We start from the raw sequence: 4,745 nt of genomic DNA, 5'->3' as shown, positions 1-4,745 counted from the left end.
CACCCACACCGTCCGCACCGTCCGCCACCTCACCCACCGGCACCGCGGACCACTCCACCCGCAACAACGACCCAGCACCCGAAGCCCTCAACTGCCCGCCGGAGACCTCCCGCAGGATCAGCGACTCCACCGACGCGACCGGAGCACCCTCACTGTCGGCCAGGTCCAGCGACAACGCCTCAGGACCCGACGACGTCAACCGCACCCGCAACGACGACGCACCCGACGCGTGCAGCGACACACCACTCCACGCGAACGGCAGGAACAACCCCCCACCCTCGGACTCCTCCGCACCCGAGAACGCCCCGGCGTGCAACGCCGCATCCAGCAACGCCGGATGCAGACCGAAACCACCGGCCGCATCCATCTCACCCGACGGCAGCACAACCTCGGCGAAGACCTCCCCCTCACGCCTCCAGACAGCACGCAGCCCCTGGAACACCGGCCCATAGCCATACCCACGCCCGGCCAGCCCCTCATACAGACCAGCCACATCCACGGCCACCGCACCCTCCGGCGGCCAGACACCACCGAGATCACCCACGGCCACCGCACCCTCACCGCCGAGCTGCCCACTCGCGTGACGCACCCAGCCCCCGCCGGCCCCGCCCTCGTCCGACCGCGAGTACACCGCGACGGGACGCACCCCGTCCCGCTCCTCACCCACCGACACCTGAACGGGCACCACACCCTCATCAGGAATGACCAGCGGAGCCTCGATCACCAACTCCCGCAGAACACCCGCACCGACCTCATCACCCGCCCGGATCGCCAACTCCACCAACGCCGCGCCCGGCAGAACCACCACGCCCGACACGACATGATCAGCCAGCCACGGCTGCGCCCCCAGCGACAGCCGGCCCGCAGCCAGAACACCACCCGTCTCGGGCACACTCGCGACGATGTCGAGCAGCGGATGCCCCGCCGCCAGGCCCGGTACGCCGTTGGACGCCACCGGGTTCAGCCAGTAGCGCTGGTGTTGGAAGGCGTAGGTGGGCAGAGCGGTGCGGTGGGCGCCGGTGGGCGCGAAGACCTTCGCCCAGTCGACCGTGACACCGCGTGTGTGCAGGTGCCCCAGCATGCCCATCAGCGCCCGGTCCTCCGGCACGTCACGACGCAGGGACGGCACACAGTCGCCCGCGATCATCCCGGCCAGGACACCATCAGGGCCCAGTTCGAGGAACGTACCGACCTTGTGCTCGCGGAGGGTCTGCACACCGTCGTGGAAACGGACCGTGCCACGCACGTGCTCGACCCAGTACTCCGGATCGCACAGCCGCTCCGGCTCCGCGACCGCACCCGTCAGGTTCGACACCACGGCGATCGTGGGGGTGTGGAAGGTGAGGCCGGAGACGATCTGCCGGAAGTCGTCCAGCATCGGGTCCATCAACGAGGAGTGGAAAGCGTGCGAGACCCGCAGACGCCGCACCCGACGCCCCTCCAAACGGCCCACAACCTCCTCGACAGCCGCCTCGGCACCGGAGAGGACCACGGACGTCGCACCGTTCACCGCCGCGACACCCACACCCCCGACCAGCAGCGGCACCACCTCGTCCTCCGACGCCTCGACCGCCACCATCACCCCACCCGACGGCAACGCCTGCATCAGACGACCCCGCGCCACCACCAGAGCAGCCGCATCCTCCAACGACCACACACCCGCCACGAACGCGGCCGCCACCTCACCGATCGAATGACCGGCCACCACATCCGCGCGCACACCCCAGGACCGTACGAGGCGGAAGAGCCCGACCTCGACGGCGAAGAGGGCCGGCTGCGCATAACGCGTCTCGTCGAGCAGCGCCGCATCGTCGCCGAAGACCAGATCCTTCAGCGAGCGGCCCAGGGGCCGGTCCACGGCCGCGCACACCTCGTCGAAAGCCTCCGCGAACACCGGGAACGCCGCATACAGCTCACGCCCCATCCCGACCCGCTGCGCACCCTGACCCGTGAACAGCACGGCGAGATCACCCGCGACCACCGGCTGCGGGTCGACGGACGCAAGACGCTCGCGCGCCTCCTCCACCGAACCCGCCACCACCACCGCACGACGCTCCAGATGCGCACGCCCCGTCGCCAACGAGAACGCCACATCCGCCAGACCCAGCTCGCCATGCCCTCCCAGATGTCCGGCGAGCCGCTCCGCCTGAGCGTGCACGGCTTCCGACGTCCGCCCCGACAGCAGCAGGGGGACGGGCCCGTTCGCGGCCGTCGGCTCCGGGGCGGCCGCCTCCTCGGCGGCCTCCAGAATCACATGCGCGTTCGTGCCGCTGATGCCGAACGCCGACACACCCGCACGCCGCGGACGGTCCACCTCCGGCCAGTCGCGGGCCTCGGTCAGCAGTTCCACCGCTCCTGCCGACCAGTCCACGGCCGACGACGGGGCATCCACGTGCAGCGTCTTCGGCAGCACCCCGTGCCGCATCGCCTGCACCATCTTGATCACACCCGCCACACCCGCGGTCGCCTGGGTGTGGCCGATGTTCGACTTCACCGAGCCGAGCCACAGCGGCCGGTCGGCCGGACGGCCCTGCCCGTACGTCGCGAGCAGCGCCTGCGCCTCGATCGGGTCGCCCAGCGACGTACCCGTGCCGTGCGCCTCCACCGCGTCCACGTCCGTGGGCAGCAGCCCGGCGTTCGCCAGCGCCTGCCGGATCACCCGCTGCTGCGCAGGACCGTTCGGCGCGGTCAAGCCATTCGACGCACCGTCCTGGTTCACCGCGCTGCCCCGCACCACAGCCAGGACCTGATGGCCGTTGCGGCGGGCGTCGGACAGCCGCTCCAGCAGGAGCAGGCCCACGCCCTCGGCCCACGAGGTGCCGTCCGCGCCCTCGGCGAACGCCTTGCACCGCGCATCCCCCGCGAGGCCCCGCTGCCGCGAGAACGCCACGAAGGCGCCCGGCGTTGCCATCACGGCCACGCCGCCGGCGAGAGCGAGCGAGCACTCGCCGCTGCGCAGCGCCTGGGCCGCCAGGTGTATGGCGACCAGGGCGGAGGAGCAGGCGGTGTCGATGGAGACCGCGGGGCCCTCGAAGCCGAACGAGTACGAGACACGGCCCGAGGTGACCGCGCCGGCGCTGCCGGTCAGGGCGTACCCCTCGGTGCTGGACTCCCCGCCCTCCAGGCTCGGGATGTAGTCCTGGGGCTTGGTGCCGGCGAAGACACCCACGTTGCGGCCCCGCAGCGAGGTGGGGTCGATGCCCGCGCGCTCGAAGACCTCCCACGAGGTCTCCAGGAGGAGCCGCTGCTGCGGGTCCATGGCCAGCGCCTCACGCGGGCTGATCCCGAAGAACGCCGCGTCGAACTCGGCGGCCTCGGTGACGAAGCCGCCCTCCTTGACGTACGACTTCCCGGCCCGCTCGGGGTCGGGGTCGAAGAGCCCGTTCACGTCCCAGCCGCGGTCCGTCGGAAACTCCGAGATGCCGTCGGTGCCCGCTGCGAGCATCTCCCACAGGTCCTCGGGCGAGGAGACGCCGCCCGGAAGACGACAGCCCATGGCGACGATCGCGATCGGATCGTTCTTCTCCGACTCGACCTCGCGCAGCCGCTTGCGCGCCTGGCTGAGGTCGGCGAGGGCACGCTTGAGATAGTCGCGCAGCTTGTCGTCGTTGGTGCTCATGGAAAAAGAGTCCTTCGGGCTGTTCAACGGGTGGGGGCCGGTGCCGCGGTCAGGAGGAGCCGAGCTCGTTCTCCGCAAAGCTGAAGAGCTCGTCGTCGGATGCGGAGTCGAGGTCGAACGCGTCCTCGTCGTCCGTCGGGGCACCGGACGTCGCGCACCGGGTGGCCAGGGTCTGGAGACGCTTGGCGGTCTGGGCCATGACGTCCTCGTCCAGGGTCATGCTGCTCAACGTGGCTTCCAGCCGGTCCAGTTCGGCGAGCACGGACATCGGCGAGACGCCCAGTTGCTCCAGCAGGACGTCGGCGAGGGCGGCCGGGGTCGGGTAGTCGAACACCACCGAGGCGGGGAGCTGGAGGCCCGTCGCCGCCGTGAGGCGGTTGCGCAGCTCCACGCCGGTGAGGGAGTCGAAGCCGAGGTCCTTGAAGGCGCGGTCCGGCGCGATGGCGTCGGCTCCTCGGCGTCCTCCCAGTACGGTCGCGGCGTCGGCGCTCACCAGGTCGAGCAGCGTGCGCTGCCGCTCGGCCTGCGGCATCCTGGCCAGCCTGTCGGCCAGGGACTCCTGGGCCGTGCCGCCGGTGTTGTTGCCTGCCTCGGTGCGGACGGTCCGCCGGGGCCTGCGCACCAGGCCCCGCAACACCGACGCCATCTCCCCCGCGACCGCCTGCTCCTGAAGCGCAGCGAAGTCGAACTTCACCGCCACCACAGCCGCTTCACCCGACCCGACACCCGCATCGAAGAGCCCCATCCCCTCCTCGACCGACAACGGACGGATACCACCACGACTCATCCGCGCCTGATCCGACGCACCCAACGCACCCGTCATCGCACTCGACTCACCCCACAGCCCCCACGCAAGCGAAACAGCGGGCAGACCCTGCGCACGACGCCACTGCGCAAAAGCGTCCAGGAAAGCATTGGCCGCCGAGTAGTTGCCCTGACCCGGACCACCCAGCACACCCGACGCAGAGGAATAAAGAACGAACGCGTCCAGATCCAGATCACGGGTGGCCTCGTGCAACGCCAACGCCGCATCCACCTTCGGACGGAACACCGACACCAGACGCTCCGGCGTCAGCCCACCGAACACACCGTCATCCAGCACACCAGCCGTGTGCACCACACCCGA

The 4,745-nt window shown here is 70.6% G+C and carries 1 protein-coding gene and 1 pseudogene; both read right to left on the bottom strand.

Going from position 1 to position 4,745, the window contains the following annotated elements:
• Window positions 1–3,616, bottom strand: a pseudogene (locus ACZ44S_RS39040) (type I polyketide synthase); the annotation flags it as partial.
• A gap of 52 nt (window positions 3,617–3,668) precedes the next feature.
• A partial coding sequence (locus tag ACZ44S_RS39035) for a beta-ketoacyl reductase (protein WP_466938255.1) occupies window positions 3,669–4,745 on the bottom strand: 1,077 nt, incomplete at its 5' end.

It is taken from the genome of Streptomyces malachitofuscus (genome assembly GCF_055571035.1).
The sequence above is the reverse complement of the archived record's forward strand: the minus strand, read 5'-3'. Positions and strand labels throughout refer to the sequence as shown.